Below are 25,607 nucleotides of genomic sequence, written 5' to 3' on the forward strand. Positions count from 1 at the left end.
TGCTTGCCCGGAATGTGCGGGTGAAGCTCGCCGCGAGCGCGGTTGCGACGCTGTTGCTGGCGCTTCTTTCCACTGGGCAGGCGCGCGCCGAATTCACCGTCTGCAACCAGACGCTCGACGTCGTCAATCTTGCCGTAGGTCAGAAGATCGACGATGCCGACCAGACCGATGGCTGGTGGACCATCGGCGCCAATCAATGCGTCAACGTCATTCGCGAGGAGCTGACCAACCGCTACATCTACATCTACGCGACGGATGTGTTCGGCCACGCCATTCTGGCAGGCTCCACCGACATGTGCATCGAGCGGCGGCGGTTCTCGATCCGCGGCATCGATGAATGCTGGCAGCGCGGCCATATCGCGGCGAAGTTTCTCGAAGTCGACACCCAGGAACAGGGGCGCTGGACCTTCTTCCTGACCGGAAGCGCGCCGTGACGCACAGCATCGACACCAGCTTCAAGGCAAAGAAGCAGGCGCGCGCCGCGCTGCGCAGGCGCAGGAACTGGCTCGGGCTGGCGGCTGGCCTGGCGACAATCGTCCTCGCCGCGATTGCCACCGGCTTCTATCTTACCGCCGACTACTGGTCGTTCGGCGACGAGGACGAGGAACTGCACGCCGTCGAAGGCTCGGACGACGTACCGGCCGACGCATCGGTCTATGTGCCGGCCATCATCGACCTTGCCGGCGACCCGATGTGGATCACACTGGCGCCGGAGGCCGGCGCCGCCAAGAGCCGCGGGATGCCGCGCCCGACGGAGCTCGACCAGGCCGGCATCTCCCCTCAGATCATGGTTCTCTCCGACGTGATGCTGAGCGCCAGCGAAAAATTCATGACGACGATCCCGTCGACGCAAGAGGATTTCGCTTTCTTTCAGGCGCAGCGGAAGACCGCGGTCGCGCCACCCGCCGAACCCAACGATCCGCAGAATGACCTGCAGAACGATCTTCAACCATCGCCCGGCGCGGACGGGGCTCCGGCGGCCTCCGGCCCAGCTCCTGACCCGCAGGTCGCTCCGGGTGCATCGGCGGCGGCCGATGACCCCGAGGCCGGCTGGGGCGAGACCATCGATGAGGGCGAAGCAGCACTCCCCGCCTTTCAGAAGACACCGGTCGAAAACAACACCAGCGTTGCCACCGTCAGCTCGGAATACCAGCGCTTCGAGGCGACCGAGGACATTTTCGTGAAAATCCTCAACGACCGCAGCCTGGACAGCGTGGCGCTCGATGCGCATTTTTCCGCCGACGACGCAAAGCTTGCCGGCGAGGCGCTGAAGGCGCTGTTCGACAAGGACGGCCTGCAGCCTGGTTATGTCGTGGCGATGCGCGGCTTCAGGCCGACGCGCGAGACCACGACGATGTCGCTGATGCAGGTTTCGATCTACGCCAGGAACGTCTTTGTCGGCACGCTGACACGCAACGCGGCGGGCGCCTTCGTGTCGGGCGTCGACCCGTGGGTGCGCGAGGACCTGTTCAATTATTCGGGCGCCGAGACCGAAGGCACGCAGAAACGGCAATACCGCCTGCTCGACGCGATCTACTCGACGGCGGCCCGCAACAATGTGCCGAGCGGCATCATCGGCGAAGCCATTATGTATCTGTCGCGCGGACAGGATCTGGATGCTTTCGCCAGCGAGGACCAGCGCCTTGTGCTGATCTATTCGCAGACGCCGCGCGGCAAGAACGAGACCGACGGACGGGTGCTCTATGTCGGTATCCAAGGCACGCAAAAGAGCTTGGATTGTTTCGTTTTCCAGCAGGGCGACGGCCAGTTTTCCTGCGTCTCGGGCGATGACCAGGTGCGCTCGCTGACGGTGGCCAACGGCATGGTGACGCCGGTCAACGGTGTCATGACGTCGACCTTCGGGCCGCGCAAGCATCCGATCCTGGGCGTTGTTCGCATCCACAAGGGCGTCGACTGGGCAGCACCCGTGGGGACCCCGATCGCAGCAGCCTTCGACGGCGAGATCATCTTCCAGGGCGACGGCGGCGGCTACGGCAATGTGGTCAAGATCGCCCATGGCGGCGGCCGCGAGACGCGCTACGCGCATATGTCGAAATTCGCCATTGCCAGCGGTGTCGGCACCAAGGTGAAGGCCGGCGACATTATCGGCTATATCGGCACCACCGGCCTGTCGACCGGGCCACATTTGCATTTCGAACTCTATCAGAGCGGTCAGGCGATCGATCCGCTCGGAACAGTGACCGCTGCAATCGCCGTCACTTCCAGCGATCCCGCCGTCGAAACGCTGACCGACCGTATCGTCCACGTCGAATCGGGCGGTAGCGCGCGGGCCAAGAACCCGCTGTCTTCGGCGACAGGCGCCGGCCAGTTCATATCCAAGACCTGGATCCGGATGATGAACACCTATCGTCCCGAACTCGCGCGATCGCTGTCGACGGCCGATCTGCTGGCGCTGCGCTACGACGCCACCATCTCGCGTGAGATGGTGCGCAATCTGGCGCGCGAGGGCGAAGCCTATCTCAAGGCGCGTGGCCACCAGATCACCGCCGGCCGGCTCTATCTCTGCCATTTCCTCGGCATGGAAGGCGCCCATCAGGTGCTGGCGTCGCCAGGATCGGCGCAGTTGAGCGCCGTGCTCGGATCGTCCGTTATCCAGGCCAACCCATTTCTTACCGGCAAGACCGCTAGCTACGTCGTCGACTGGGCGGAACGGAAGATGGGCCGCAAATTGCCGACGCCCGCCACCACCGATGCGGGCCAGCAGACGACGACGGAAGTCCGCCAGACATCGCCGGAGTTCGAAAAATACAAGGAGGCGATAACGGCACTGGTCGGCTCCATCCAAAATACGCTTGAGCCGGGCTAGAGCTGGCAGTTTGCCCCGGCTTTCGCCAAGCCGATTGGTTCTGAGGCCGGCGAATGGTATGTTTGCGGATATTTGGGAAGGTTTTTGGGTCCTTGTGAACCAAAACTGTGGCTGGGATCACATACGCCCAACAGCCATTTTGGCAGAAGCGATACAGTCGCTGGTGAAATTTAGCATGCGCAGCCATCAATAACGCGCCCCATTGGGGCGGAGGGCCGATCCCATGAAAGCGTTTGCCGTCCTTTTGAGCGGAATTGTTCTGTTAGTGCTGACCGCGCTTGGCACCGTCCAGGCGGCGGCGCCGGATGCCGGTGGCGTCAAACGCGTCGCGCTGGTCATCGGCAACAGCAAATACGTCCATGCCGTCGAATTGCCCAATCCGGCCAATGACGCGCATCTCATCGCATCGACGCTGCGCAATGCCGGCTTCGAGGTGATCGAGGGCGTCGACCAGGACAATGCCGGCATGCACAGCCTGATCAGCAAATTCACCGAGCAGTCCTACGATGCCGACCTCGCCGTCATTTTCTATGCCGGCCACGGCATGCAGGTCGACGGCAAGAACTTTTTGATCCCGGTCGACGCCGAACTGACGTCACCTGCCTATCTCAAGACCCGCACCGTCCAGATCGACGACTTCATGGCCGCATTGCCACCCGACCCGGCGGTCGGCGTCATCATCCTCGATGCCTGCCGCGACAATCCGCTGGCACGCACACTGGCGGCCGCGATGCCGAAGACCCGCTCCACCGCGCTGGGCACCGGCCTGGCGCCGATCGACCCTAAATCAGAGGGCGTCGGCACCGGCGGCATCCTGATTGCCTATGCCACCGACCCGGGCGCCATCGCCTTTGACGGCAACGGCGTCGACAGCCCCTACTCGACCGCGCTCGCCAGGCACCTGACCGAACCCGGCGTCGAGATCCAGAGCGCGCTGACGCGGGTGCGCGGCGAAGTGGCCGAGACCACGCAAGGCCGCCAGCGGCCATGGCACAACGCATCGCTGGGCCGCGAGGTTTTCCTTGGCAAACCGGCCGCCCAAGCCGCGCCGATGGTAAGACCGGCCGCCGATGACGCGAACGCCGCGGCAGCGCCCGCCCCTGCTCTCGTCACCAGCGAACCGCCTTCGTGGGAAGTCGAGCAGCGGCTTTGGGACGAGGCCTCGAAGCGCAACACCGCGCCATTCTACGAAGCCTATCTCGAACAGTTCCCGAATGGCCGCTTCGCCACGGTGGCGCGGCTCAACATCGATGCGCTGAACGATCCGAAAGCCCAGGAACGGGAAGTCGCCGCGCTTGCTGCCGAAGAAGCGAACTCGGGTTCTGCCGTGCGCACCTCGGTAGGCATTTCGGACGACATGAAGAAGGTGCTGGGCACCGAGGCGACGGAGAACGCGATCGGTCTCGATCGCCAGGGCCGCATCGACCTGCAATTGCGCGTCGAGGCGCTGGGCAACGAGCTTGGCCGCGTCGACGGCAATATCGGCGCCAAGACCCGGCAAGCGATCGGCGACTGGCAAGAGGGGAACGGGCTGCCTCCGACCACTTTCCTGACGCGCGAGCAACTGGCGTTCCTGGTTATCCAGACGGATCCGATGATGGAGGCCGTGCGTGCCAAGCATGAGGCCGACCAGGCCGGCGTGGACAAGCCGAAAAAACAGGTGGTGCAGAAGGCCCGCACGCTGAAGCCGGTGGCGGAAAAGCCACGCAAGAAGCAGTACGCCCAGAAGCCGCGCCGGCAACAGCAGTTCGTGCAGAAAAGGCGCAACCGGGAGGTCGTGCGCGAGGATGAGCCGCCGCCGCGGGACAACAATGATTTCCTGACCAAGGCGCTGATCTTCGGCACCGGCGTAGCGGTCGGCGGCGTGCTCAAGAACTGATCGATCATGTCAAACAATAAAAACGCCGCGTGTCCGTTGGACGCGCGGCGTTGTGTTTGACGACGGCCGGAAGACGCAGCCGGCGAAGCTACTGCGCCTTGATCCGCATCTCGACCCGCCGGTTGACGGGATCGTAGGGATCGGGATTGCGTGGATTGGCCTCGCCGAGACCGACCGCCTTGATGCGGGTGGATTCGATGCCGTTGGATTCGAGGAAGGCGGTGACCGATTGCGCCCTGCGCTGCGACAGCCCCTCATTGTAGGTCGCCGAGCCGGATGCGTCGGTATAGCCTTCGACGACGAAGGACAGCTTGCTCAGCCGATCGTCCTTCAGCGCCTTGGCGAATTCGTCGAGTTCGCTGCGCGCCTTGGCGTCGAGCTCGGACGAATCCAGGCTGAAATTGATCAGCATATCGAGGCCGGTCTTCTCCGGAGGCTTTTCTTTCTGGCCGGTCTTGCTCTTGCACTCGTCCTCGGTGCCGACACAAATCCCGCGTGCCGCGCCGTGATCGATCGTGCCGGCAAAGAACTTCACAATGTCTTCCGATTTCTGAAGTGGGTTGGCATAGACGTGAGTCGAGAAAAGCACGGTCGCCAATGCCAAGACTGAAATGTGCCGCTGCATAACGGTTACTCCCGTTTCGAGCATCCGATTTTCACTCAGGCCCGATCCATGGATCCGGGCCAACTCTTCCTGTTCGACAATGATCTGTCGAGATCACGGTCGGCTGTGGAATATACCAAACCGTGAGGCGTTTGTCTGTGAACAACGTCATGGACATGTGGTGGTCGACAGACTTGACCCGCGCCTCGCAGGCGGGTTGAGTGAGGGCTGGGGGAGGATAACAGCAGCGATGGTCAACGGGCTTCGATTCCAGACCGCACGCGATCTCTTCGCCGCGAACACGGCTGTTGCCCGGGACATGACGGCTGTTCCGACCGACCAACCCTCGCTCGAGTTCTGCCGGCGGCTGTTGGCCGGGCGCATCCCCGAGGAAGCGATTACCTTTTGCGCCTATCTGCTGCCTGACCGGGCCGCAATCTGGTGGGGCCATGAGTGCCTGGGGCATCTGACCGAACTGCTCGAAGAGCAGGACCTCGAAACGCTGGCACTGATCCAGGACTGGGTCGGCGAACCCAACAATGCAAGCCGCCGGGAGGCTGTCGCCGGCGCGGCGATGACGCAGCAGCACACGCCTGCCGGCTGGATCGCGCTCGCGGCGCAACGGCATATCAATGGCCTGGCGGCGCAGGCCAACGGGTCGAGGCTGCGGCCGCTGCCGGCTGCGCATGCCGTCAATGCCGGCATACTGGCCGGACTGGCGCGGGTTGCGGTGGCGGACCGTTTCTCCGTGCTCACCGCCTTTGTCGAGATGGGCATCCATCTGGCCGAAACCGAGGCGCTGCGCCGAGCCTGATTGCTCTGGATCGTGATGAGATTTCATTGAAATCTGATCCAACCCATTGTTGGCGGTCTCATTTGCAGCCGTTTTGCGCCCATTTGCCGAGTGCCACCTTGAAGCGCGTGCCCAGCGGGTGTTGCAGGCGCAACACCGAGACATCATTGGTGACGTAGGTCTTGGCCTGGTCGCACAGCCGCTCCTCGGTCCATTGATGACAGTTGCTGCACTGGTTGTCCCAGACGGACTTTTCCAGGCCCTCGACCGGACTGAAGTGCGGCTTGCCCTGGATGAGTTGGGCGATGCTCTTGCCGTCGATCGCCGGGTCGCCGAAATTGACCGGAACGTCGAAAAGGACTGGCGCGTCCGAGCCCAGCTTCGGAATTTCCTCACGCAGCTGTTCCAGCGCCTGCTCGCCGGCGTCCGTACCCGGCGGATTGGCGGCCGCGCCGGTGCGCGCCTGCGTATCGCCTTCGGGCGCAGCCGCGCCGGAATCGCCGACGATCAGCGGCGCCTTGAGATCGACCTTGTGAAGCACGACATCGGTGGTCAGCGAAACGTTGACCCAGGGCTGCTGGCGTCCGGCTGTGGCCTTGAACACATCCGACGTAACCCGGTTCATCGCTTCGGTGATCGAGACGTTGACCTCGCCGATATGGGCAAGCAGCGCCGCCGAAAATGGCGAGTGCTCGCCCGGTCCGTCATAGGCGAGCTGGTTGGGACTGGCAGCGAAGGCGACCAGCGTGCCGGCGCCGCCATTCTCGATCGGTATTTCGGCAAGGCCGCTGCTTGCCGTGCTGTCGCCGCCAGTCTCCTTGGCAAGCACATCGGCGAGCGGGTTGTCGCGGCAGGCGTCGAGGAACACCAGCCTGATGCTGGTCTCGCGCGACATCTGCCGCAGGATGAAGTCCACCTGCACGGCTTCGAAGTCGAGCGAGGTCTCGTCTTCCAGCGCCGCATCGACAGGCAGCAGGTAATTCGTGCCCGAGACCTGCAGGCCATGACCGGCATAGAAGAACAGCGCGATATCGGCGCCACGCACCTGCCGCGCGAATTGCGCGATCTTTTCCTGCGTCTGCGCCTTGGTGAGATCGAGGCCGGAGACGATTTCGAAGCCCAGCCCCTTCAGGCGATCGGACATTGCCTGCGCATCGTTCACCGGATTGGGCAGCACCGGCGCGTTCCGGTAATGGGAATTGCCGAGCACCAGGGCGATGCGGCGTTCGGCACTGGCCGCGGTCATGGTAATGGTCATGGTCAACGCAAGCGCCAGCACGGCGAGGCCGATGCCGCGCATGAAGTTGCCGCAACTTGCAATCATGTCCAAACGCACCGGATTCCTTTTCGGTTGACGGGCCTTCTCAGTTAAGGACCGGCTCAGTTGGAGAGCGGCGTGGCGGAGAACTCGATCCGCCGGTTCAGCGCCTTGTTCTTCGGCGTATCGTTCGGCGCCACCGGCTTTTCCTCGCCATAGCCGGAAGCCGTGATCTGCGCCGATGGAATGCCCGCAGCGATGATCGCGTCGGCGACCGCCTTGGCGCGCCGTTCCGACAGGTTCTTGTTGGCCGTCGGCGAGCCGTCGGAATCGGTATGGCCCGAAACCTCGACCTTCAGTTTCGGACATTTGCCGACGACGCCGACCACCTCGGCCAGCAGTGGGCGGCTCTTTTCATCGAGCCGAGCGCTGGCTGGGCGAAAATAGACGGCGCCGGTGCGCGACAGCACCTCGAACCTGTTCAGGCATTCATCGTCGCTGAAGGACGTCTTGCCTGCATCTGTGGCGACCGGCCCGGCATCGGCTGGGGCTGCGGCCGCGACGGCAGGCGTGGCCGCAGGCTTGGCACCATCAGCGGTGAAGACGAAGTCGAACGACACCGAAGCCGTCGGGACGATGCTGCTGACATTGGCCGCCTGCTGGAGTTTTTCGATGTTGGGCAACAGGCCGAAATCCTCGACATGCACGGCGACCGGCGCCTCCGAGGCGATCGACACCATGCTGTCGGTGATCATGGTGACCACGACATTGGCCTCAAGGTCCTTGTCGACGCCGTGCAGGCTCAGGCGAAACGGGATATGCGCGCTCATGCGCCGTTTGGTGGCGAGATCGGCAAAAGCGGCGGGATCGACTTTCGCCGTCACTTCCGCCGTCGGGAATTTGAAGGTTTCGAAGAACAGGAAGCGCATGCGGACATTGCGAAGGTCGATGCCGGTGTCGACCGAGTTGAGGTCGAACGTGACCTTGGCGGCGCCATCCGATGTCAGCGTGCCCGAGAGGTTCCTGATCTTGTTGGTTTCGACAATGGTGTTCTTCTTCACCGATTGATAGGTGAGCGTCGAATTCGCCGGATCGAGCGTCCAGTTCGGCTTCGCATTCGCCACTTCCGGTGCGAGCAGCAACAGCCCGAATACAGCGGCGACGAGAGCAAGGGCGCCGACGATGCGCCGGCCCTTTGAGAACGGCATTCGTTGCCGAAAAAATCCGCCGACCTCGAACATTGATGCCCCGCCTCAGGACAACAGACCTCAGTTCCGATCACGGCTGTCGAACGCAGTGATGCCAGCGAGCATAGAACATATGATTTGGCTTTGCGAGTAGCTCCGCCTGTCTGCCCAAGGGGAGAAGACAGCTCAAAAATCCGTCATCACTGGCAGCTTAACAGGCGTCAAATCCAGAGGCGCCTTGCGCGATCACGAGCGCTTCGGCGGGCCTGTCGAACGCAGAAAATGCCATTCATAACCTTGAATATACTACAATATTAGCAACTCCTTGACAATCGACCGAAGCTCTGGTTTCTTGACATATTAAACAAAGTTCGTTGCGTTTTTTACGGACGTGTTCCCATGTCGAGCTTGGTAGTCGCGGACCCGCGGGGGGTGTATCTCGCCGGTCTGGAGTGGGTTTTGCGGAAGGCGGGACACAGCGTTGTCGCAGAATGCCACCACACGATTGAGGTTCTCCCCTTGGTGGAGCGCCACCGGCCCGATCTTGTCATCATAGGGTTGGATGGTGTGGACCGGCAGACGGCCGGCCTTTCCGCAAGGCTGAGAGCCACCAGCAGCCCTTTGGGCATCATCTACATCCTGCAGCCAAACGGCGGATTCGACTTCAACGAAATCCCCAAGCTCGATGCCGACGGCCTGCTGATGGACGGCATCAGCCACAGCTACCTTGTCGAATGCGCCAATGCAGTGGCAGGCGGCCGAAAGTGGGTCGACGACCATATCCTCCAGCATCTGCTGACGCCGAGATCGCTGCCTCAGCGCGCGCCAAAGCTTACTGGACGCGAGACGGAAGTCGCCGGCCTTGTTTCACGCGGCCTGCGCAACAAGATCATTGCGCAGCGACTGCATGTATCCGAAGGCACGGTGAAGATGCACCTGCATCACGTCTACGAGAAGCTCCGCCTCGGCAGCAGGGCGGAACTCGCCTGGGCGACTTTTGGCGAAGCTTCCGACCATCTGGGACCAAGTCACAAAAGCGGGCTTTGATCCTACCTTCGGCGAGCTGGCAAGGCAGGCTGCGTCGACAAGATGCCGACAAAAGGCCGGAAACCCACGGCATATCGATCGATCCATACCAACGCGGTTGCCCGCGAGCGCCTGTCGCGGCTCGATCTTTCGAAGGATGTATATCGTTCGATCAGGTAGGGGCATTCACCATAACACTATCGAACCGCGAATGGACGCGTCCTCTGCGTCGGCGGCACAATGGAGGATAAACGGCCGCAATTCTGTGCGCCGGCGGATGCCCTGGGGTAGGTGCATCCGACATCGGGTGGGGGTGAACCCCTTTTCTTGATGTTGTTCAAAAAGGGGAGAATCTCCATGGCAATCGACATCACAGCTCATGACATCATCATCGATGAGAGCGCTGGCCTCACGGACAATGATATTGACCCATCCGATCCGCTGTACAGCACCAACACCACGCTGCAATATCTGCTGAATCTTGGCACCGCGCTGGAGGTCGCCTTCAAGGAGGACTTCGTGGTGGCCTCTGCGGACCCAGGGGAGACCATCACCTCGGTCGTTCTCGCCCAGGACTCTTCGGGAACTGCGTTTTCACCCACCGACGGCGCGGTCACCGGCATCCGGACGGTCGATGGCAATTATGTCTGGCTGTTCCAGGACCCGAACAATGCAGACGTCGTGATCGGCGTCATTGGGACCTCTGACCCGACCTCAGTTGGCGAGCCCGATCCATTACTCGATCCCCTCGCCTTCTCGTTTGCGCTGGACGGCGACGCGGACCTGTACCTGGTCCAGTACGTGGCGTTGATGAATCCGGACCCTGACAACGCGGACGTCGATCTAATCGATCTGGATCAGCTAGTCTACGCCTCGGTCACCGGGACCAGCGTCCTGAATTTCAGCTCGCTTGGTGACGCCCCTCCCGGACACAACAAGTGGTATATCCTCGACGCTGACACGGCGAGCACGCAGAAGATCCTGGTCACGGCTCATGACAATGGCGTACAGGCTGAAGTCAATGTCAGCACGCAAGGCCTGGGCGTCTCATCACAAGACGTGCGCTTTGGCCGTGAGCTTCAGATCGACCTGATCAACGGCGGCACCCAGAGCGCCGGCAAGAACTTTACCAACACGCCGACCGCGCCGAACTACACAGATCACATCGAGACCGTCTCCACCGCGGGTTTCTCGATTTCGCAGTCTACTCCGACCCATACCGTGGCTGACATAGAGGTCCACGCCTACAACAATGATGACAACGCGAAAGGCGCCACGTTACCGGGTGATGACAACGATGCGGAAGTCAACATCGCCTCAGTGACTTTCAAGCTGAACGGCGTGGTAACGGATGCCGCCACCCTGGGCATCACGGTTGATTACACCAACCTGGGAGTGATCCTTCACAATGTCGGCGAGGGTGTGACGGTCGATTTCACCGCAGACGCAACCTTTGACCGCTTCACTATCAAGAACATTGACGAGCAAAAAGACTATTTCGATGTCAAGGAAGTGCATTTCGGCACAGATCAGACCAACGTCGCCAGCGCAGAGGTCGGCTCCTTGATCAACTTCGACGATGACGGCCCATCGATCGTGCCGTCCGGCAATGACGTACCGACCCTGGTGGTCGGCGATTCGGACTTCGTTACCGACGACTCGACCAGCTTCGCGGCGCTGTTCACGCCGAACTTTGGCGTCGATGGACCAGCGGCCACCGACGATGTGACCTACACGCTGGATGTACTCGGCGGCGGCAGTAACGTCGCCAGCGGCGTGTTCGATACGCTCAGCGGCCTTGAGGTGCTTCTCAATGTTGTCGGCGGCGACATCGTCGGCACTGCCGGCACGGATGAGGTGTTCCGCATCTCGGTCGATGCCGACGGCAACGTGACCCTCGACCAGTCGCGTGCGGTTGTCCATGGCGATCCAACCGATCCCGTAGAGGCGGACACTCCGGTCATCCTTGCCGCCAACCTGGTGAGCCTGACCGCAACCGCAACCGACGGCGACGGCGACAGCGCGCACACCTCGGTCGACATAGGCGGTGCCTTCACCTTCGAAGACACCGGGCCGGCAATTGCTGTGGAGAACGCAACCGGTGACTACGACAGTGGCGCCCATGGCACCTGGACGCACGACCCAGGCGCCGACGGGTTCAACCTGCTGGGCGTAACGCTGGACGATTATACAATCGACTCCAACCCGACGGTAACGTCGGGCCTATCCCTGACACCGGACGCGGCAGACCCTTACACCTTCACAGGCTCGATCCACGATGACTTCAACGGCGACGGCACGGCTGAAGACGTGGACTTCACACTGACCTTCGATCCGGTCAACGGCACTTACGACCTTGACGTCGACACCCCTCCCGGAACGATCACGACCTTCGACACCACACAGGGTTCGCTGAAGGCGGGCGGTCCGGACGCGGTGCAAACGCTGCAATTCCCGCCGACCGGTCACGACGGTGACGTCATCTTCTTCAGCAATCTGGTGACCGCTCCCCTGGAGAATGGGGCGGGCAGTTTCCCGAACGACATCGAAGACCTGGTCAACAATGACCCTACCGAGGCAACGCTGGAGGGGTATGGTGCCACTAGCCTGATCAACAGCTCATCGAAGATGAACGTGTCGACTTCGGGCATCGGCGTCAACAACAACAACCTCGACGGCAAGAGCGGGGGTACCCCGCTGTTCGCCGGCACCTCAATCACCTCGGGCGACGAGAGCTTCGTGGTCAATCCCCAGCAAGACGTGGATAAGGTCACGGTCTATATCGACAACTCCGTCGGCGGCTACAACCCGGCTACGGAAGACCTCTATTACATCGTCTACTATACGGACGGTACCGTCAGCGGTCCTACCGACGTGACGGCGGGCATGCTCAGCAATGCCCCGCGCCACGACCCGCTCATTCCTGACGTCGCGGAGGGCGGGAAGTACTTCGAGATCGACGGCGGCGCGAAGCAGATCGAGGCGGTCCAGCTCATCATGGGCGTGGGCACCGTCAAGATCCCCGTGATTCAGTTCTCGCTCGAGCAGGAGTCCAACCCGGCGCCGCTCGACCTGGATTTCACGGCCAATCTCGTCGACGGCGACAATGACAGCTTTACCGACACGTTCTCGGTCCATGTCGACGCCCCGGACGGCATCATCTGACCCGACACCGGGCGGGCGCCTTTCCTGGCGCCCGGCCGGCACAATCCAAAGCATCACAATGGGGGGCGAGCCGTGCCGCAGCCAAGACCGCAGTTCGAAGAGGTAATGCATCTGGCCCGGCGCCAGGCGCCCGCCCTGCTCATCTTCAGCCTGCTTGCAAACGTCCTGATGCTCGCCAGCACCGTCTACATGCTGCAGATCTACGACAGGGTGCTGTCGAGCGGGTCGATCGACACGCTGGTGTGGCTCACCCTGGCGGTGATCGGCGCGATCGCCGTCTATGGCCTTTTGGAACAAGCCCGCCGCATGATCCTCGGCCATATCAGCCAATGGCTCGACGACCAGTTGAACGTCCCGGTGATCGAACGAGCCATGGAGGCTCGCCTCGCGGGTAGCAACGTCGAGGCCGGCCTGAAGGACGTAGCGGACCTGCGCGGTTTCGTCGGTGGCGACAGCATGCTGACCTTTCTCGACGCGCCGTGGACGCCCGTCTTCCTGGCTTTCATGTGGCTTCTGCACCCAGCACTGGGCGTGCTCGGACTCATCGGGGCGATCCTTTTGTTCTGCGGCGCGCTCGCCAATGATTTCTTTACCCGCCGCAGGAGCCAGGAAACGTCGGCAGAGCTGCGTCGCAACCAGGTCGCGGCCGGCCAATACATCGATGGCGCTGAGACGTTGCGCTCGCTCGGCATGTCGGGCTCGGCGCTGCAGCGCTGGGAAGAAAAGCAGCAGTCGTTGATGACCATCCAGGCGCAACTTCTCGGTCGCACGACCAGCATCGGGAGCCTGTCGCGCTCGCTGCGCATGGCCCTGCAAGTGGCCGTGCTGGGACTTGGCGCCTACTTTGTCTTGCGCGGCGAACTGACGGCCGGATCGATGATCGCGGCATCGGTACTGCTGAGCCGCGCGCTTGCGCCGATAGAACGCTCGATCGGAGCCTGGCGCAGCCTGGTTACCGCTCGCACCGCGCGTCGCAACCTCATGCGCCTGTTCGCGGACACCAATTCTAGGCAGGGCGGTGAAGTGACCTTACCCCGCCCGCAAGGCCGGCTAAGGCTCGAGAACGCACACTACCATGCGCCGGGTACACAGCAGGCCCTGATGAACAAAGTATCCTTCAACGTCGAGGCCGGCGAGACCTGCGGCGTGATTGGTCCGTCGGGTTCCGGCAAGACCACACTTTGCCGCCTCATGGTGGGAACGTTGCGGCCTTCGCTCGGTCATGTAAGGCTGGACGGCGCAGAGCTCGCGAGTTGGCCTTCGGACCAGCTTGGAATGCACATCGGCTACCTGCCGCAGCAGGTCGAGCTGTTTCCGGGAACGATCGCCGACAACATTGCGCGCTTGCGCGATGTCGATAGTGCCGCAGTGATCGCCGCGGCGCAGGCCGCAGGTATCCACGAGACGATATTGCGGATGCCAAATGGCTATCAAACGGAGGTGGGGCCGCATGGGGCGCGAATCTCGCGTGGCCAACGTCAGCGCATCGCTCTCGCCCGGGCGCTATTCGGCAATCCCGCGCTCGTCGTGCTCGACGAACCGAACACTGGCCTCGACGGCGATGGTGAAATGGCTCTGTTCAATGTTCTTCACCATTTGAAGGAACGGGGCTGCACCGTCATTCTCGTCAGCCACCAGACGAACCTGCTGCGTACGGCGGATCATGTCGTTTTCATGCACGACGGCACCGTTAAGATGTTCGGCACGCGCGACGAGGTGCTGGGCGCGCTGGGCGGTCACCGCAAACCGACTGCCGTGCCGTCGTCCGGGCAAGACAAGACCAGCGTCGTCGTTCCGGCAAAATTGAAGGCGGCGGAGTGAGCCATGAGCGACCGATTTAGCGACCTGTCGAAGATGATGGACATGCTGATGGCCAGCCTGCGTGACGTGCTGGACAGGTTAGTTGTCGCTGCTGGAGATCTAGCTGCGGCGGCTTCGAACCGTTTCGACAGCCTGGACGTGCCGGCGCGCGCCGCGCTGGCTGCAACTGCCACCGCGCTGTTCGTGCTCGTGCTTGTCGGGCTTGTCGGGCTTGTCCGGCGGCGTTCGTCTGCATATCGCGATAGCAAGCGCGACCTGAATCGCCGGACGCGTCCAGCGCGTATACTCGGCTATTTCTCCGCGCTGTTCTTTGTCGGCGGCATCGCCCTCTGGTCAGACGTGGCCCTCCTGGCCAGCGCCATCGTGGCCCCCGGCATCGTCAGCCCGGACGGCTACCGGAAGACCGTTCAGCATCTGGAGGGCGGCATCATCGGGATGATCCACGTGCGGGATGGCGACAAGGTCACAGCGGGCCAGGTTCTGATAAGCATGAAGACGACCGATGCACAGGGCCGCTACGACGAGCTGCATGAGCGCTACATTCGCTTGCTGGCGGTCGAAGCGCGCTTGGGTGCGGAGGTTGCCGGAGAAGATCAGATCATTTTTCCCAAGGAACTGACATCGGCTGACAACCAGGCCGGGCAGAAAGTGGCCGCTGAAGAGCAGGAACTGCTTCGCAGCCGCCTTGCCACTCGCGAGGGGCGCGAGCAGATCCTCAACAAGCGGATACGGCAGATAGAGGAGCAAATCACCGGGTCCAGGGAAGTGATCGCAGCCGAGGAGGAGCAACTGGGGCTGATCGACCGCGAGATCGCTTCGGCACAGGAAATGTACAAAAAGGGATTGGAGCGCCTGCCGCGGATCCTTGCGCTGCAGCGTGCCCAGGCCGACATCCGAGCGAGCCAGGCGTCGAACCGGTCGCAGGTCGCGCGCAACGAACAGCAGATCGGCGAGACCGAGCTGCAGCTTCTCAATTTGCGGCAACAGGATGGTGAGAAAGCGAACGAGGATCTTGGCAAGGTGCGCGGCGATCTGGCCGAATTGCGGAGCCTGTTACCCTCGCGTCAGGATGTGCTGGCCAGGACTGACATTGTCGCGCCGATCGCGGGAACAGTGATGAACGTGCGTGTCACAACTGAATCTGGCGTGATTTCCAGCGGCCAGCCCCTCCTCGATATCGTTCCGAATGGGTCCAACCTGGTCATCGATTCACGGATCAAGCCGCGGGACATCGACATGGTGCATCCGGACATGCCGGCACGCGTTGTGCTGTCAGCCTATCCAACACGGCATCTTCCGCAAATCCACGGGTTGCTCACCTCGGTATCGGCCGACCGGCTGACGGACGAGAGGACCGGAGAACCCTATTTTCTCGCCAAGATCAAAGTCGATATGGCTGACCTCGCAACCCTCCATGACGTAAAATTGTCGCCCGGCATGCCTGCCGAAGTGATGATCCTGACTGGCGAGCACACACTGCTCGACTATATGCTGGCGCCGGTTCGCGACTCGCTCAATCGAGGATTCAGAGAGAATTAGAGTCTTCTACTTTCCCGTATCCCGACGCCATCCAATCCTCCGAAAAGCCGCCCGTCGAACGATACGGCTCGAGTGTCATGGCATTGGCGATTCCTTCGCCAGCGCGCCCCCAGCAGTGTCGGGAGCGCCGCTTCGCGGAACTGGACGATCGCTATAAGCAATCCGTCCCACTGCGCTCAGCTTGACGCCAAGCCCGGGATCAGGCCGATCGGCTGGCCCACAGCACCCCACGCTCGAGAATGGTGCGCATTTGCGGCACGGAAAACTCATCCGCGGTGTGGCCGAGCGCGCTGAAGAAGACGCGGCCCTTGCCATAGCGGCGCTTCCAGACCACGGGCATGACGACGCCGTCGATGAAGTCGAGATGCTCACCGCTGAACGTCGTCGTCGCCAGCACCTCGTTGCTCGGGTCGACATGCATGTAATACTGCTCGGAATGGTAGGCGAAACCCTCGATACCCCTGACGATCGGATCGTCGCTGATGATGTCGACACGGTAGTCGATGATGTCGCCGGGGTGCGCGACCCATTGGCCGCCGGTCATGAACTGATAGGCCGGTTCGTTGCGAAAACTGTCGCCCATGGTGCCATGGAAGCCGGCAAGGCCGGTCCCGCCGCTGACGGCGGCGGTGAGGTTTTGCAGCTCCGGTTTATCGATCGTCGACATGGTGATCACCGGCACGATCAGATCGATGGCCGGGAGCTGCGGATCGGCGAGCGCCGATGTGCCCTCTTCTATCCGCACTTCGAAGCCATGCCCCGTCAATATCTCGCTGACGACAGCGGCGCTGCGAGCCGGCGTGTGGCCTTCCCATCCGCCCCAGAAAATCAGTGCCGTCTTGCTCATGCTCGTCTCTCCTTTGGTCGGCAATATTGATAGGCAAGCGGAACGCTTTTGTCTTCCTCCCATGATGGGCATTCTGGGACGGGCATTTCTGGTCGGAAATCACGAACCGGCGATGAATTCCGTGGATGAGGACCGATTGGCCGCGCTGGCGTCTTGTTTCAATACCGGGCTGCACTCAAATCAGCTGTCTTCGCGTTGCGCAGACATCGGTCCGATGCGCCCGCAACCAGCCGGAGCCTTCCGGGGAGACCGCTTTATGAGTTTCGACCAGACGACTGTCGCCGCCTATCTGGAAGTCATCACCATCAACCTTGTGCTGTCTGGCGACAATGTCGTGGTGATCGGCATGGCGGCCGCAGGCCTCGCCAAGGCGTTGCGGCAGAAGGCGATCATCGCCGGCATTGCCGCGGCGGCGGTGATCCGCGTCGTCTTTGCGGTGATCGCGGTGCAACTGCTGGAAATTCCGGGGATCATGCTGGTCGGCGGCATGCTTTTGTTCTGGGTGTGCTGGAACATGTTCCAGGAGTTGCGCTCGGCCGGCGACGGCGAGGACGTCGACACTGAAGCCGTAGCACTTGCGACGGCGCGGCCGGCCAAGGCGCTGCGCACCGCGATCCTGCAGATCGTCGTCGCCGATGTCTCGATGTCGCTGGACAATGTGCTGGCCGTGGCGGGCGCCGCCGCCCACGACATGAATGCGCTGGTGTTCGGTCTCATCCTGTCGGTGGTTCTGATGGCGGTCGCCTCGACGCTGGTGGCGGCGCTGCTTGCCAGGTATCGCTGGATCGGCTGGCTCGGTCTGGCAATCATCGTCTATGTCGCGGGAAATATGACTCTGGACGGCGTCGAGCAGATGAGAACGGTCGGCTTCCACGCGCTGCTCTCGCCAGTTGCAAGCTAGATCCTCCTGGCGATCAAATGATATCGAAAATCCGCCCTGGGTTGAGAATGTTGTGCGGATCGAACGCCACCTTCAGCCGGCGCATGGCTGATAGTTCGGCGTCGCTGCGCACGAGGTTCAGCCATTTCTTCTTGTCGAGGCCGATGCCGTGCTCGGCCGAGACGGCGCCACCGCATGCCGCCACGCCGTGATAGATGATCTCATAGGCGGCCGCCGGTTCCGTGGTGTCGACCTGATAGTGCAGATTGCCGTCGCCGAGATGGCCGAAGACGTAGATCTCGGCGCGGCTGTCGACGGCGTGGATCGCGGCTTCGGCGTTGCGCAGGAAATCCGCCATGGTCGCCAACGGGATGCTGATGTCGACGCCGATCATGCCCTCGATCGCAAACAGGAAGCGGTTGGCCTCTTCGCGCACATCCCATAGCGCACGGAATTCGCGCGGCGACTGCGAGACGACCACGTCGGCGACGATGCCGTCTTCGACCGCCTGCATCAGCACCGAAGCGAAACGCTCGCCGTCCAGCTCGGCCTGGTTGCCCTGGATCTCGGCCAGCACGTAAACCGGCGCGCCGGCCGGCAGCGGCGCCGGCGCCGCCATGCCGGCAATCATGGAGCCGTAGAGCGGCGAGAAATTCACCTCATAGGCTGACAGCAAGGGACCGAGCCGCTGCTTGAGCAGGTCGAGCAGCGCAATGGCCGCCCCCAGCGAGCCAAGCGCGCAGAATGCGGCAACCTCGGTGGCGGGCTTGGGATGCAGCCGCAGGCAGGCGCGAGTAACCACGCCCAGCGTGCCTTCGGTGCCAATGAAAAGCTGGTTGAGATCGTATCCCGAATTGTCCTTGGCCAGGCCACGCAACGAAGTCAGGATCGAGCCGTCGGCAAGCACGGCCTCCAGCCCCAGAACCTGGGCGCGGTACATGCCGTAGCGCAGCACGCGAATGCCGCCGGCATTCGTGGCGATGTTGCCGCCGACCGTCGCCGTGCCGCGCGCGCCGATATCGACGCCGAACATCAGGCCGGCTGCATCGGCCGCTTCCTGCACCATTTGCAGCGGCGCGCCGGCCTCTGCCATGATGGTTGCCGCGGCGCGGTCGGGCGCTTCGACCGCGGTCATGCGCTCCAGCGACAGCACCGCTTCGCCCGGCTGCACGCGCGCGCCGCCGGCCAGCCCGGTGCGGCCGCCATGGACGACCAGCTTCTGGCCGATACCACTGCATAGGCGCAGGATTTCGGCGACGTCGGCGGCGTTGCGCGGACGCAAGACCAGTTCGGGCTGGCCGCCGCCCTTGCCGGAGAGGTCGTCGCCATAGCGCGGATCGATAGCATCGCCGATCACAATCGCGGCGGCATCGAGCCGACGATATAGCTGGGAAAGAAGCCGATCGATCTGTTGTGTCATGGTGCCTGGACTTTTCAGCGCTCTTTGTGACCGAGACTTTGATGCGCGACAATCGCGTCAATTGAACAAATTTACGCACGGTATAATCTGTCATTGCGCGTTGAACCCACTGACGTTTCCTGTAAATTTCGTCTGCCGTTGCGTGGCGGACGCGCCGGCTGCAGGACCGTGGGCAGCGTCAAGGGATGACCGAGGTTCTGGCGCGTGCCAGACGAGGATTGAATGCCAATGACGCACAAGACGATGGAGGATTTCGCCCGCTCCTGCGGCGTCTCCAGGCCGACGCTGTCGAAATATTTCGACGATCCGACCAGCGTCAAGCCGGCAACGCGCAAGCGCATCGAAGAGGCGTTGCGGTCGTCCGACTACCAGCCCAATCTGTTTGCCCGCAACCTCAACCGCAAGCGCACCCGCGCCATCGGCATTGTCGTACCGACGGTCACCGATCCCTTCTATTCCGAAATGGTCAGCCGCATCGAGCTCAGGCTGCGCGACGAGGGCTACTGGCCGATCGTCATCTCCTCGCATGGCTCAACCGAGCTCGAAATGGAGGCGACACGTACCATCCTGTCGCTGAAAGTTTCGGGCGCGCTGATCGCGCCGCTCGGCTTGCGCTCGGACCGGCGCACGCTGGAGAAGCTGACCCAGACAATGCCGGTCGTCTATTTCGACACCTATCTTGAAGGCGGCACGCCCTTTGTCGGCAACAACAATGCCCAGAGCGTCTCGACCATCGTCGACTATCTCTGCCGCTCCGGCGACGCCCCGGTCTATTTCGACATCCCGCATGTCAATCACAATTCGCCGGAGCGCCTGAACAGTTACGTCGCCGCGATGCGTCAACTTGGCCAGGAGCCGGTGGTTATCGGCAACACCCGAGACTACACATGGGATTTCGAGCGCATCGGCTACAAGCAGATGGAACAGATGCTCGGGGCCAGCGGCCTGCCGGGCAAGACCGGGGGTCTGCCCGGCAAGACCGGAGGTCTGCCCGGCAAGACCATACTGTGTGCGAATGACCGCCTGGCTTTCGGCGTGATGGCGGCAGCCTTCGCGAAAGGGCTGAAGATCGGCCGCAAGGCCGATTGCGACCTGCGTATCGCCGCCCATGACGACCATCCGCTGAGCCGCTACACCTGCCCCGCACTGACCACCATCGCGCAGGATTTTGCCGCCATGGCGGGGCGCAGCGTCGAGACACTGCTCGCTTTGCTCAACGAGGATACGGCAAACGTCGCGCCGAAGGTCAGCCTCGACGCCGCCCTGGTGATGCGTCAGTCCGCTTGAGCCTTTCCAAAGGCAGGATCGAAGCTTCGCCACGCGGCAATGGCGGCGGCAACCGCCTGTCTCGCTGCCGGGCCGTGACGGCCCATCGAGACGAAGCCGTGGATCTGACCGGGCCAGTGTTCCAGCACGACCGGCACGCCAGCCTGCTGCAGACGCCTGGCATAGGCCTCGCCTTCGTCGGCGAGGATGTCGTGACCGGCGATGGCGATGAAGGTGGGCGGCGCACCGGCGAGGCTTTCCGCCTTCAGCGGTGAGGTACGCCAGTCGCCGATGTCGGCGGCATTGCGGACATAATGGTCGCGGAACCAGGCCATGGTCGAGGCGGTCAGGCCAAAGCCTATGGCGAAGCGGCGATAGCTGTCCGTCGTCTGCCCGGCATCGGTGTTGGGATAAAACAGCAGCTGCGCTGCCGGCGGATTTTTGTCCCCCCGCGTGAGCAGGCCGAGCACCGTGGCGAGATTGCCGCCCGCGCTGTCGCCGGCAACCGCGATGCGGGCAGCGTCGATGCCGAGTTCGTCCGCCGCGCTTTGCATGAAGTTGAGCGTTGCGCGGCAATCCTCTATTGCCGCCGGGAATTTGTGCTCCGGCGCCAGCCGGTAGTCGACGGAAACGACGACTGCGCCCGCCTCGTTGGCGAACCAGCGGCAGATCTCGTCATGCGAGTCGAGATTGCCGATTACCCAGCCGCCGCCATGGAGATAAAGCAGCGCCGGAGCGCCTGCCGAAGGCGCGCCCTGCCCGCGATAGATCCTGAGCCTCAGCGGACCGCCGGGTCCTGCAATGATGCGCTCGCTGATCGACGCGACCAGCTCGCGCTCGCCTTGCAGGTTTGGGAAGCCTTCATTATAGGCACGGCGCGCCTGTTCTGGCGTTCCCGTTTCGAACGGCGGCGCACCGGCTTGGCTGCCGAGCTCGAGCACATGCCGGGCCTCCGGATCGAGTGTCGGCAGGGACGGTGGCGATGTCACGGACGAACCTCCCGTCAGGCAAGCAGGGTTGCCGCTTCCTCTTCGCCAAGCAGCGGCGGCTGGTCGACCGTGCCGTTGATGGCAACCGAGCCACGGCTTTCGCCCGAAGCCAGGATCGCCTCCATGATCTCAAGCACATGCAGCGCCAGCTCACCGGAGGCGCGCGGCTTTCTGCCCGTGGCCAGCGCGCCCGCCAGATCGGCGACGCCGAGCATGCGGTAATTGGCGCGGTCGGGCGCGGAATAGGGCCAGTTGCGGGCGCCGTAGAGTTCGCTGTCGCTGGCGAAATCGACCCAGTCGGCGCCACGCTCCGACAGCGAAACGGTGCCGCCGAACGTGTCGGGGTCGGGCAGCCTGAGCGAGCCTTCGGTGCCGTGCAGTTCAATGGGATGGTTGGAGTGTTTGAAAACATCCCATGAGGCGCCGAAGGTGACGGTGGCGCCCGAGCGGAATTCGAGCAGCGACATTATGTTGGTCGGCGTGCCGACCTTGAATGTCGTGTTCTTGAACGGCCCGTCGGCCGTGATCAGCCTCTCCTCCTGGCCGCGCGTCGCCATCGCCATGACGCGCTCGACCGGCCCGAGCAGATTGACCAGCACGGTCAGGTAATAGGGACCCATGTCGAACACCGGACCGCCGCCGGGCTGATAATAGAATTGCGGATTGGGATGCCAGTGCTCCATGCCCCGTCCCATCATGAAAGCGGTGCCGGTCACCGGCTTGCCGATCGCGCCGTCATCCATCAGCCGGCGCGCGCGGCGGCCGGCTGCACCCAGGAATGTGTCCGGCGCCGAGCCGATCAGCAGGCCGCGCTTCGCGGCCTCGGCGACAAGGCGGCGGCCGTCGGCGGCAGAGGTTGCCAGCGGCTTTTCGGTGAAGACATGCTTGCCCGCCGAGAGCGCTGACAACGAAATGTCGAAATGCGCCGCCGGGATTGTCAGGTTCAGCACGAGGTCGATATCGGGGTCGGCCAGCAGCGCGTCAACGCCCAGGGCGCGGATGCCGTATTCCCTGGCGCGCAGCTCAGCCATGTCAGCGGAAATGTCGGCGCAGGCGCGTAGCTCGACACCACCGAAGAGCGCTGCATTGCGCAGATAGGTCATCGAGATGTTGCCGCAGCCGATGACACCGATGCCGAGCTTTGTCTCTGATTTTCCGTGCATTTCCAGCTTTCCTCTCAAGCCAAGGGCATGCTGCGCAACCGTTGCAGTTCCCACGACCCCCCGCAATCCGCTATACAGGACTTTAAATGTTGACGCGCGTAAAATTTTTATAGAGCTTATGAGAATTCTGGCGTGCACTGGGAGGCCGCCAGCGCAAGGAGGAGAACATGACCGGCATGAAAAACGGCCGACGGCCGCTGCGAAGCCCGTGGGTCATGCGCGCTTTCCGTCGCGCATCAGAGACCGGGATGGGTTCAGGCATAGATCACCTTGGCCCCGATCCTATCAAGCTCGCTGCGTATTGGACCGGGCAGGCCATCGTCGGTGATCACCACATCGACGGCCGACAGCGAAAATGCCTTGGACGTCCCGCTGACGCCCCATTTGCTCGAATCGGCGAGCAGGACAACGCGCCGGGCCATGCGAACGAGGTTTCGCTTCGTTCGCGCCATGTCTTCGTTCACGTCGACCACATCCAGTGACGAGTCTATCGCATGCGCTCCAACAAAGACCTGATGCGCTACCAGGCCGCCGAGAGCCGTATCGGCATCGGTGATCAGCGTGCTCACCGTGTCGGGATAGACCCGGCCGCCGATCATATGAACGTCGAGCCCGGGACGATGCATAAGATGCTGCACGATATTCATGGCCGTGGCCGCGACCACGACATTGCTGAGCGGCGGTAACTGCATGGCAAGCTGCATCAAGGTCGAGCCACCGTCGAAGATGACCGACTGGTTGTGCTCGAAAAGGTCGAGCGCCGCCCGGGCGATGCGCTTCTTTGCGTCGAGGTTCGTTTGCATCCGCCGCGCGAACGCGGCCGTCGTCGAATCGGTGGTCCGGGTCACCGCCCCTCCACGGGTCTTGGTCAGCAGTCCCTTGCGGTCCAGTATTTCGAGGTCGGAGCGCACCGTGACCTCCGACACGCCAAACCCGTCCGACAGGTCCTTGATGCGAACCTGTCCGCTGCGTTGCACCTCGCCCAGGATCGATTGGCGTCTCTGCTCCGACAACATTGCCCTGCCCTTGCCTGCCTGCGCCGAGCAATCGCGCCGGCCTTGGCTCACCTTACCGAAAATATGGAGATTCGAAAGCTTTCGAAAGATTGTTTTTCTTTTTTCTTTCGGAAACACTAGATCGAGCATTTTTAAATCAACCGATCAGGGAATTTTGGACTCATGAGCCTAGGAACCAAGGTGCGCCTCGCGCGCCTCTTCTCGCATCCATCGGGGAACCTTTTTGGCGGCGCGGTCGACCACTTCGTCGGCTATGGCGACGTGCGCAAAGGCGGCCTTGCCGACCTGCCGGGTGCGCTCGCACGCGTCATGGCGGGCAAACCCGACTACGTCAGCATCCAGCCTGGCACCGCGCGCCATCTGTGGCCGCAATATGCGGGCAAAGCTTCCCTGGTGATTCAGGCGGGCTGCTTCACTGCGGACGATCGCATCAGCGAGTTGATCGCAACGCCCGAGGACGCGGTGCGCGCGGGGGCCGATGCGTTGGCCGTGGCCATTCCGGTGCGCGGCGCGACGGAGGGCAAATACATACGCTGGCTGACCGATTCGGTGAATGCGGCGGCCCGCTACGGCATGCCCGTGGTGGCGCATATCTACCCTCGCGATTTCACCGACGGGGCAAAGATCGTCTTCACCCCCGACGAGATCGCCTATGCGGCGCGCATCGGTTACGAGTCCGGCGTCGACGTGATCAAAATCGGCTACACCGGCGATTTCGAGTCGTTCCGGGAGACCGTCCGGACCTGCCCGGTGCCGGTTGTCATCGCGGGCGGTCCAAAGACCGATACGCTGCTCGGCGCGCTTCAGCAGACGGCGGACGCCATCCGTGCCGGCGCGCACGGCGCCGTGGTCGGCCGCAATCTCTGGGGGCACGGCGATCCGGAGAAGGCAGCGCTTGCCTTTCGCGGCGTCATCCATGACGGCCTTTCGGCGCAAGACGCCTTGGCGAAGGCGGGTGCCTGAACGATGCCCACCATCTCCTCGATCCTCGGCTTCGGCGCTATTGCGATAGACGACATCGTCTACGTCGATCAGCCATTGTCGGCGGGCAAGGGTAAGGTTCTGCAAAGTACCCGCGCCTTCGGGGGAAATGTCGCGACGGCGCTGGCCGCCGTCGCGCGGCTCGGCGGAACCGCCGGGTTCGTCGGATGGCTGGCCAGTGCCGCGGACGACGCCGTTCTGCTCGATCTCGTGGCGAGCGGTATTGAAACCGCATTCGCGCCGCGCCATCCCGACGCGCGCCCGGTGCACTCGCGGATCACCGTCGGCTCGGACGGGGAAAGGTTCATCGCGTATGACGACGATGCGATGCTGGGCACCGCTCCGGACTTTCCGGACGATATCCTCAGCCGCGCAACCGTCCTGATCGTCGATAGCTATGCGACCGGGTCGCTGGATGTCGTGGCTCGGGCTCGCGATCTCGGCCTTGCGATCCTCGGCGATATCGAATGGAGCAGCGGCCCCGCCACGGAGCGGCTGATCGCGCTCTGCGACCATCTCATTCTTCCACTTAGCTTTGCACGGACTGCCACGGGGCGCCGATCGCCTGCCGAGATGCTCGATGCCTTGTGGTTGCCATCGCGATCCGCCGTGGTTCTGACCGATGGAGGCAGGGGTGTGTACTATCGCGGCCGTGAAGAGACAGGTCTCTGGCACCTGCCCCCGCACCGGGTTGCGGTCGTCGACTCCACAGGCGCGGGTGACTGCTTTCATGGCGCCTATGCCCATGCGTTGACGCGCGGAGCCGACACTGCGGGCCGGATCGCATTCGCGGCCGCGGCGGCGGCCGTTTCGATAACGGGGCGTGGCGGGCGCGAGGCGCTTCCGACCGAGGACCAGGTCACGCAACTCCTGGCATCGGCGAACGCGCCGTCAGCAGTCGACCTGAAAAATGCGCATGTGGATGCTGGAGCATGACCTGAAACGA

20 protein-coding genes are annotated in these 25,607 nt (G+C 62.8%); 12 read left to right on the forward strand and 8 right to left on the reverse strand.

Features of this window, described 5'->3' with window-relative positions:
- Nucleotides 1-20 precede the first annotated feature (20 nt).
- From ACYG9Y_RS19435 to ACYG9Y_RS19445, 3 genes are all read left to right on the forward strand, one after another.
- Nucleotides 21-434, forward strand: coding sequence for a DUF1036 domain-containing protein (locus tag ACYG9Y_RS19435; protein ID WP_023738403.1), 414 nt, complete (start codon nucleotides 21-23; stop codon nucleotides 432-434).
- On the forward strand, nucleotides 431-2,827 hold the full coding sequence (locus tag ACYG9Y_RS19440) for a M23 family metallopeptidase (protein WP_023738402.1): 2,397 nt from the start codon (nucleotides 431-433) through the stop codon (nucleotides 2,825-2,827). The genes ACYG9Y_RS19435 and ACYG9Y_RS19440 overlap by 4 nt, the downstream gene beginning before the upstream one ends.
- A gap of 223 nt (nucleotides 2,828-3,050) precedes the next feature.
- Entirely contained in the window at nucleotides 3,051-4,706 is a 1,656-nt protein-coding gene (locus ACYG9Y_RS19445) for a caspase family protein (RefSeq protein ID WP_023738401.1), read from the forward strand.
- 88 nt (nucleotides 4,707-4,794) lie between these two features.
- On the opposite strand, the gene ACYG9Y_RS19450 is transcribed toward ACYG9Y_RS19445, so the two are convergent.
- A complete protein-coding gene (locus tag ACYG9Y_RS19450; RefSeq protein WP_023738400.1) occupies nucleotides 4,795-5,331 on the reverse strand; it encodes an OmpA family protein in 537 nt (178 codons plus the stop codon).
- Between the two features lie 229 nt (nucleotides 5,332-5,560).
- Here ACYG9Y_RS19450 and ACYG9Y_RS19455 point away from each other — a divergent pair, with 229 nt between their 5' ends.
- Entirely contained in the window at nucleotides 5,561-6,124 is a 564-nt protein-coding gene (locus tag ACYG9Y_RS19455; RefSeq protein WP_023738399.1) for a DUF6931 family protein, read from the forward strand.
- A 58-nt stretch (nucleotides 6,125-6,182) separates the two neighbouring features.
- Here the strand turns inward: ACYG9Y_RS19455 and ACYG9Y_RS19460 are convergent, their stop codons facing one another.
- Together ACYG9Y_RS19460 and ACYG9Y_RS19465 are read right to left on the reverse strand one after the other, a co-directional pair.
- Nucleotides 6,183-7,427, reverse strand: coding sequence for a caspase family protein (locus ACYG9Y_RS19460; protein WP_031253314.1), 1,245 nt, complete (start codon nucleotides 7,425-7,427; stop codon nucleotides 6,183-6,185).
- Nucleotides 7,428-7,483: 56 nt separating this feature from the next.
- Nucleotides 7,484-8,569 carry an OmpA family protein gene (locus ACYG9Y_RS19465; RefSeq protein WP_245259885.1) on the reverse strand — a complete coding sequence of 362 codons (1,086 nt, stop codon included), beginning with the start codon at nucleotides 8,567-8,569 and terminating at the stop codon, nucleotides 7,484-7,486.
- 378 nt (nucleotides 8,570-8,947) lie between these two features.
- Between ACYG9Y_RS19465 and ACYG9Y_RS19470 the strand changes: the two genes are divergently transcribed.
- The 4 genes from ACYG9Y_RS19470 (at nucleotide 8,948) to ACYG9Y_RS19485 (ending at nucleotide 16,099) form a co-directional block, all read left to right on the forward strand.
- On the forward strand, nucleotides 8,948-9,595 hold the full coding sequence (locus tag ACYG9Y_RS19470) for a LuxR C-terminal-related transcriptional regulator (RefSeq protein ID WP_031244072.1): 648 nt from the start codon (nucleotides 8,948-8,950) through the stop codon (nucleotides 9,593-9,595).
- 336 nt (nucleotides 9,596-9,931) lie between these two features.
- Nucleotides 9,932-12,739, forward strand: coding sequence for a DUF5801 repeats-in-toxin domain-containing protein (locus tag ACYG9Y_RS19475; RefSeq protein ID WP_023726320.1), 2,808 nt, complete (start codon nucleotides 9,932-9,934; stop codon nucleotides 12,737-12,739).
- A gap of 105 nt (nucleotides 12,740-12,844) precedes the next feature.
- On the forward strand, nucleotides 12,845-14,560 hold the full coding sequence (locus ACYG9Y_RS19480; protein WP_023726319.1) for a type I secretion system permease/ATPase: 1,716 nt from the start codon (nucleotides 12,845-12,847) through the stop codon (nucleotides 14,558-14,560).
- A gap of 3 nt (nucleotides 14,561-14,563) precedes the next feature.
- Nucleotides 14,564-16,099, forward strand: coding sequence for an HlyD family type I secretion periplasmic adaptor subunit (locus tag ACYG9Y_RS19485; RefSeq protein ID WP_023726318.1), 1,536 nt, complete (start codon nucleotides 14,564-14,566; stop codon nucleotides 16,097-16,099).
- Between the two features lie 199 nt (nucleotides 16,100-16,298).
- On the opposite strand, the gene ACYG9Y_RS19490 is transcribed toward ACYG9Y_RS19485, so the two are convergent.
- The gene (locus tag ACYG9Y_RS19490) at nucleotides 16,299-16,946 is read right to left on the reverse strand and encodes a ThuA domain-containing protein (protein WP_023726317.1); all 648 of its coding nucleotides are present in this window, start codon (nucleotides 16,944-16,946) and stop codon (nucleotides 16,299-16,301) included.
- Between the two features lie 256 nt (nucleotides 16,947-17,202).
- On the opposite strand from ACYG9Y_RS19490, the gene ACYG9Y_RS19495 reads away from it, so the two are divergent.
- Nucleotides 17,203-17,847 (forward strand): YjbE family putative metal transport protein, encoded by a 645-nt coding sequence (locus ACYG9Y_RS19495; RefSeq protein ID WP_023738396.1) that lies wholly within the window; start codon nucleotides 17,203-17,205, stop codon nucleotides 17,845-17,847.
- 13 nt (nucleotides 17,848-17,860) lie between these two features.
- On the opposite strand, the gene ACYG9Y_RS19500 is transcribed toward ACYG9Y_RS19495, so the two are convergent.
- A complete protein-coding gene (locus ACYG9Y_RS19500) occupies nucleotides 17,861-19,246 on the reverse strand; it encodes an FAD-binding oxidoreductase (protein WP_023687003.1) in 1,386 nt (461 codons plus the stop codon).
- Nucleotides 19,247-19,468: 222 nt separating this feature from the next.
- Here ACYG9Y_RS19500 and ACYG9Y_RS19505 point away from each other — a divergent pair, with 222 nt between their 5' ends.
- Entirely contained in the window at nucleotides 19,469-20,533 is a 1,065-nt protein-coding gene (locus tag ACYG9Y_RS19505) for a LacI family DNA-binding transcriptional regulator (protein ID WP_031197970.1), read from the forward strand.
- Here ACYG9Y_RS19505 and ACYG9Y_RS19510 read toward each other — a convergent pair.
- The 3 genes from ACYG9Y_RS19510 to ACYG9Y_RS19520 form a co-directional block, all read right to left on the reverse strand.
- Nucleotides 20,521-21,501 carry an alpha/beta hydrolase gene (locus tag ACYG9Y_RS19510; RefSeq protein WP_023738395.1) on the reverse strand — a complete coding sequence of 327 codons (981 nt, stop codon included), beginning with the start codon at nucleotides 21,499-21,501 and terminating at the stop codon, nucleotides 20,521-20,523. The two genes, ACYG9Y_RS19505 and ACYG9Y_RS19510, sit on opposite strands and share 13 nt — an antisense overlap.
- Before the next feature lie 14 nt (nucleotides 21,502-21,515).
- A complete protein-coding gene (locus ACYG9Y_RS19515; RefSeq protein ID WP_023738394.1) occupies nucleotides 21,516-22,664 on the reverse strand; it encodes a Gfo/Idh/MocA family protein in 1,149 nt (382 codons plus the stop codon).
- Between the two features lie 254 nt (nucleotides 22,665-22,918).
- Nucleotides 22,919-23,680: a DeoR/GlpR family DNA-binding transcription regulator gene (locus ACYG9Y_RS19520; protein ID WP_023724284.1), complete on the reverse strand. Its 762-nt coding sequence runs from the start codon at nucleotides 23,678-23,680 to the stop codon at nucleotides 22,919-22,921.
- Between the two features lie 162 nt (nucleotides 23,681-23,842).
- On the opposite strand from ACYG9Y_RS19520, the gene ACYG9Y_RS19525 reads away from it, so the two are divergent.
- Nucleotides 23,843-24,643 carry a beta/alpha barrel domain-containing protein gene (locus tag ACYG9Y_RS19525; protein ID WP_023682642.1) on the forward strand — a complete coding sequence of 267 codons (801 nt, stop codon included), beginning with the start codon at nucleotides 23,843-23,845 and terminating at the stop codon, nucleotides 24,641-24,643.
- Nucleotides 24,644-24,646: 3 nt separating this feature from the next.
- Complete coding sequence (locus tag ACYG9Y_RS19530) at nucleotides 24,647-25,597, forward strand: PfkB family carbohydrate kinase (protein ID WP_023738393.1); 951 nt, start codon at nucleotides 24,647-24,649, stop codon at nucleotides 25,595-25,597.
- Nucleotides 25,598-25,607: the final 10 nt, after the last annotated feature.

This window comes from Mesorhizobium sp. W050 (assembly GCF_054719535.1).

Coding starts and splice junctions, on each gene's coding strand:
- ACYG9Y_RS19445 (WP_023738401.1), top strand. CDS start 3,051: ATGAAAGCGTTTGCCGTCCTTTTGAGCGGAATTGTTCTGTTAGTGCTG.
- ACYG9Y_RS19450 (WP_023738400.1), bottom strand. CDS start 5,331: ATGCAGCGGCACATTTCAGTCTTGGCATTGGCGACCGTGCTTTTCTCG.
- ACYG9Y_RS19455 (WP_023738399.1), top strand. CDS start 5,561: ATGGTCAACGGGCTTCGATTCCAGACCGCACGCGATCTCTTCGCCGCG.
- ACYG9Y_RS19460 (WP_031253314.1), bottom strand. CDS start 7,427: ATGATTGCAAGTTGCGGCAACTTCATGCGCGGCATCGGCCTCGCCGTG.
- ACYG9Y_RS19465 (WP_245259885.1), bottom strand. CDS start 8,569: ATGCCGTTCTCAAAGGGCCGGCGCATCGTCGGCGCCCTTGCTCTCGTC.
- ACYG9Y_RS19470 (WP_031244072.1), top strand. CDS start 8,948: ATGTCGAGCTTGGTAGTCGCGGACCCGCGGGGGGTGTATCTCGCCGGT.
- ACYG9Y_RS19475 (WP_023726320.1), top strand. CDS start 9,932: ATGGCAATCGACATCACAGCTCATGACATCATCATCGATGAGAGCGCT.
- ACYG9Y_RS19480 (WP_023726319.1), top strand. CDS start 12,845: ATGCATCTGGCCCGGCGCCAGGCGCCCGCCCTGCTCATCTTCAGCCTG.
- ACYG9Y_RS19485 (WP_023726318.1), top strand. CDS start 14,564: ATGAGCGACCGATTTAGCGACCTGTCGAAGATGATGGACATGCTGATG.
- ACYG9Y_RS19490 (WP_023726317.1), bottom strand. CDS start 16,946: ATGAGCAAGACGGCACTGATTTTCTGGGGCGGATGGGAAGGCCACACG.
- ACYG9Y_RS19495 (WP_023738396.1), top strand. CDS start 17,203: ATGAGTTTCGACCAGACGACTGTCGCCGCCTATCTGGAAGTCATCACC.
- ACYG9Y_RS19500 (WP_023687003.1), bottom strand. CDS start 19,246: ATGACACAACAGATCGATCGGCTTCTTTCCCAGCTATATCGTCGGCTC.
- ACYG9Y_RS19505 (WP_031197970.1), top strand. CDS start 19,469: ATGCCAATGACGCACAAGACGATGGAGGATTTCGCCCGCTCCTGCGGC.
- ACYG9Y_RS19515 (WP_023738394.1), bottom strand. CDS start 22,664: ATGCACGGAAAATCAGAGACAAAGCTCGGCATCGGTGTCATCGGCTGC.
- ACYG9Y_RS19520 (WP_023724284.1), bottom strand. CDS start 23,680: ATGTTGTCGGAGCAGAGACGCCAATCGATCCTGGGCGAGGTGCAACGC.
- ACYG9Y_RS19525 (WP_023682642.1), top strand. CDS start 23,843: ATGAGCCTAGGAACCAAGGTGCGCCTCGCGCGCCTCTTCTCGCATCCA.
- ACYG9Y_RS19530 (WP_023738393.1), top strand. CDS start 24,647: ATGCCCACCATCTCCTCGATCCTCGGCTTCGGCGCTATTGCGATAGAC.